Raw genomic sequence first — 3094 nt, forward strand, 5'->3', positions numbered from 1 at the left:
CGCGCCGACCCCGCTCGGCACGGCGTAGCCACCGGGACCGGTCCTGATCGCGCCCGAGTCGGGGTCGACCTCGACGAGCCGCACCTCGGCGGTGCCGGGCAGCGGACGGCCGCGCGCGCCTTGCTTGGTCGTCGAGAGATTGGCGAGGACGACATCGACCTCGGTGCCGGAGTAGAACTCGAGGACCCGGGTCCCCGGGTAGCGGTCCAGCAGCCGCCGCCACACCCCGCGGGGCATGCCCGATCCCATGAAGAGCGGGATCGCCGGGAGGGTCTCGCCCGGATGCACCGGCCGACGGACCAGCTCGCGCATCATCGCCCACGTGTAGGACACGGCCGTGACCCCGTAGCGGCGGATCTCCTCGTCGAAGGTCGCAGGGTCGAATCCGCGCGACAGCGCGATCCGGGACCCGGCGGCCACGGCCCCGCCGACGGCGGTGAGCAGACCGGACGGGTGATGGAGTGGACTGAGGCAGTACACCGTCGACGCGGCGGTCAGGCGCGCGGCGCTGGCGGTGCCGAACGCGGAGAGCGCCCACCGGTGGTTGGTCACGAGCTTGGTCTGCCATGCTCCCGTCGAGCGGGTGAAGACGACGAAGGCGAGGTCGCCGGCGCGGCCGGGGTCCGGCACGTACCAGCGGGGCAGCTCGACCGCATCGGGGTCGATGCGTTCGAGGTCGACCAGCCCTGCGCCGAGGTCTCCGGGCAGGTCGCGGTCCGCGCCGCCGCCGAGGACGAGCGCCCGCGCCCCGGCGTCGGTGACCCTGGCGGCGTGCTCCGGGTCGACGACCACCTCGGACACGGAACTGAGCGTCAACAGTTCGGCCAGATCCCGGGACGGGGGCAACGCCACGGCCACGGCGCCGAGACGCGACAGCGCGGCGATCGCGACCAGCGCCGAGGGCCGGGTCTCCATGAGCACACCGATGTGGTCGCCCTGGCGCACCCCGACCTCGATCATCCCCCTCACCACGTTCGTGATCCGGGCGTCGACGGCCGAGTACGTGTGGACGCGGTCGGAGAACAGGAAGCACGCGTCATCAGGCTGCGTCCGCGCACGCTCGGCCATGATCTTGGCGAACGAGATGCGTGTCCCCGTCTGGATCTGCCCCAGTCGCACCAGGCGCGGCGCGGCGTGCAGCGCCTCGTATCCCAGGGCCCGCGTCGTCCGCAGAGTGCCCACGGCGAGGTGGCCGGCACCGCGCACCACACCGACCCCCACCCCGGCGATCTGCGTCGCCCCTTCCGTCGCGAGCATCACCGCCGTGCCCGGAGACGGGTCACCACCGGAGTCGGGCCCGACCTCGACGATGCCCTTCGGACGATCTCCGGTGCCTTCTCTCCAGTCGATCCAGTCGGCGACGGCAGGCCATGTCAGCGAGGAGGCGGTCGAGCCGACGACGAGTCCGAAATGCCCGGCGCGGACCGGGAACTCGAAGACGTCCGCGCCGGGGGCGACGGCCGCGATCTTCCGGACGCCCGCCGGGACGCCGATCTCGTCGACTTCCCCGAGCACCGCGAGGACGGGACAGGTGATGTCGGCCAGGGACACGACGTGATCTCCGACGACGAAGCCGCCGACCATCATCCGATTCTGGATGATCACCTGGTGGAGCACGTCGACGATCGCCGGTCCGGACCACGCGACGAATCCCTCGCCGCCGAGAAAGCGGCGCTGCCGCTCGTGTCCGATCAGCGCCTCGCGGTCGTGGAGTTGACGAAGGAAACCCACCTGCGCACGCGCGGTCTTGATCGGGTCGAGCAGACGGAACCCGGCCGAGGCCATCCACCCGGGGAGCGAGCGATCGCTGAAGACGTGGTCGGCGACGAAGCGGGCGACGTTCACGATCAGGTCCTCGGGTACGCCGAGCGGGGCGTTACCGCGGACGTCGACGGGCGCGCCGAACGTCACGACGCTCTCGAGGTCGCGCGAGCGCCGGTATGCCGCGGCCTGATAGCAGAACATGCCACCCTGGCTGTACCCGGCGAGATGCACCGAGCGACCCGTGGCCGCGGTGACGAGGTCGACGGCGTCGCTCACGGCGACCACGTGGTCGGTGAGGGTGCGTTCGAGTCCGCCGTCCTCGAGGTCCGGGGAGCCGAAGTCGATCACCCAGGGATCCATGCCGGCCGCGTGCAGCGCGGCCACCGCGCTCGTCGACGGGGAGACGTCCCAGACGTCGGCGGAGATCATCATGGGGGGCACGAGCACGATCGGCGGGCGCGGTCTCTCTTCCGCATCACCGCCGACACGTCCGTGCTCCGCGACCCCCGCCACCGGCGCGTAGTAGCGGCGCAGCCGGAACATCGGCCGACGGGTGGCGATCTCGAACGGCGAGAACTCCTCGTCGGTCTGGAGACCGCCGAAACGCAGGACCTCGATCGCGTTGACGACGTACGACGTCGCGGTCTTGAGGGCGACGGCGAGGATGTCGGGGCTGAGGGTCATGGTGGGTCTGACACTAGGGCGCGACTTCTGGTCGGAGTGGTCAGTTCACGAACAGAGGGGAGGACGGGGCGCGAAAGGTGGTCGGCCCGGCGCACCGCCGGTCAGAACGGCGGGCGTCCGAGGTGGTCGCCCCACCGCTCACAGGACCACCCACCGCGGTCCGGCGCCAACTCGATGACCCCGCAGTTGGGGATCCGGTTGACCAGCGCCCACTGTGAGGGGACGGCGCCGGCGAACACCGCGATCATCCGCATGAGGGTGCCGTGCACCACCAACACCACGTCGATACCGTTGTCGAGGTGGCTCTCGCGGAGCTCCGTCACCAACGGCATCGCGCGTTCCTGCACGTCCAGCGCGCTCTCTCCCCCCGGCAGGCACGAGGAGAGGTCACCGTGCTCCAGCCAGTCCCGCACGAGCCGGTTGTACGCCAGCAGCGCCTCGGTGCCGGTCCTCATCTCGTACTGTCCGGCCTGTACCTCGTACACCCCCGGCACGGCCCGGGTGGGCAGCTCTGTCGCGTCGGCGATCAGGCCGGCGGTCTCGCGGGCACGCGCCGCCTCGGAGCTGAGGATCACGCTCGGCGAGATGCCGGAGGCGGCGAGCTCGGCGCCCACCGTCCGCGCCTGGTCCCGCCCGAGGTCGGTGA

Annotated in this window: 2 protein-coding genes; both read right to left on the reverse strand. The window is 71.5% G+C overall.

All coding sequences use genetic code 11. The features are described from left to right. Positions 1-2448 (reverse strand): AMP-binding protein (locus G6020_RS11180; RefSeq protein ID WP_182610681.1); only part of this gene is annotated, 2448 nt, incomplete at its 3' end. A gap of 101 nt (positions 2449-2549) precedes the next feature. Next, the coding region (locus G6020_RS11185) for a histidine phosphatase family protein (protein WP_182610682.1) at positions 2550-3094 on the reverse strand (545 nt) is incomplete at its 5' end.

Origin of the sequence: Dietzia sp. B19 (assembly GCF_014145155.1) — a bacterium.
GTDB lineage: Bacteria > Actinomycetota > Actinomycetes > Mycobacteriales > Mycobacteriaceae > Dietzia > Dietzia natronolimnaea.